Annotated in this window: 2 protein-coding genes; both read left to right on the top strand. The window is 42.2% G+C overall.

What is annotated here, in order from left to right; genetic code table 11:
* A partial coding sequence (locus LU351_RS20485) for a hypothetical protein (RefSeq protein WP_232595943.1) occupies positions 1-212 on the top strand: 212 nt, incomplete at its 5' end.
* 404 nt (positions 213-616) lie between these two features.
* Positions 617-961 carry a hypothetical protein gene (locus LU351_RS20480; RefSeq protein ID WP_232595942.1) on the top strand — a complete coding sequence of 115 codons (345 nt, stop codon included), beginning with the start codon at positions 617-619 and terminating at the stop codon, positions 959-961.
* Positions 962-1,095: the final 134 nt, after the last annotated feature.

The raw sequence follows: 1,095 nt of genomic DNA, 5'->3' as shown, positions 1-1,095 counted from the left end.
CGTTGGAAATGCTGGGTTTGGGTTTTGTTCATGGTGAATCTCCTGTAGACAGGCTCACAGATGAGCTTTATGAGATTCGTTCAAAATGGGACAAAGTGGAAATTTGCCGCGTAGCGGCTTCGTTCAACAAGCGTATGTTGTCGGACTGGTTTTCCGCTGCGCTCCAAACCAGCCGCAAATGCGTGCGTTATGGGGCGGTTCTTGGTTTTTAATTAATTGAGTTTTGCGGTAGCCAAAAGCAGTAATTTTCTGTTTTAGTATCTTTCTGCTAAATAATCTTTAAGCTTGCAACTCAACAAGTTTGTTCCTGGTGCCTTCGCTCGCTTTTAAGTCTTTCTTTTTTGTTAGCGTTGCGTGTTGTCAGGCTTTTATCTTTCTAGCTCAACCACTTGATTCGGCATTCGTCTTCGCGTTATGGTTTGCCAATAAGAGGGTGCAAGGCAACGTTAACTTAGGTATTCTTAACGGTACTTAAATGGCAGTAGGCTTCACTTGCGTTACGCCAAAGTGCTTGTAGCAAGTACATGTAGCCGCCGGCCATAACAAATAAATCATGGGGACTGCGCCTGCGTTGCAGCCCCATATTCAAGCGTTAGCATTCAACCATGGAGAAGTCATGAGATTTTTAGTATCGATAGCAATATTACTTATTAGTAACTCATCAATAGCAGGAACTGCATCAGGTCAAGTCACTGAAATTATTGCCCATACGGATGGAGGCAATGGTCATGGTGTTTTTATGTTTTATATTGAGGGGCAAAGAGATAATACGCCACCTTGTAGTACGGTTGGTGGAGGTAAGGCATGGGCTATGTCATTAGAAAAAGAATCTGGCCGAGCTATGTATTCGTTACTCCTATCCGCACAGGCTCAAGGAAAAACAGTTTCGGTATTTGGTAGGGGAAATTGTGATTCATGGGGAGATAGAGAAGAGCCCCACTATATAAATTTAATCAATTAAACAATGCTAACAAATAAGAATAAGTGTCGTTAGCCGACACTTATTTGGTTGTTGAACGAGCCCGGTGTCTTCTATTTATAGGAAATAAATTCGGCGAGAGTAATCTTTAAAGCGTTTGCATGTGGTAAACCATT

Origin of the sequence: Marinibactrum halimedae (genome assembly GCF_021234875.1) — a bacterium.
In the GTDB taxonomy this organism is placed as follows: Bacteria; Pseudomonadota; Gammaproteobacteria; order Pseudomonadales; family Cellvibrionaceae; genus Marinibactrum; species Marinibactrum halimedae.
The sequence above is the reverse complement of the archived record's forward strand: the minus strand, read 5'-3'. Positions and strand labels throughout refer to the sequence as shown.

Excerpts from the sequence above, each read along its gene's own strand:
- LU351_RS20480 (WP_232595942.1), top strand. The coding sequence starts at position 617 with ATGAGATTTTTAGTATCGATAGCAATATTACTTATTAGTAACTCATCA.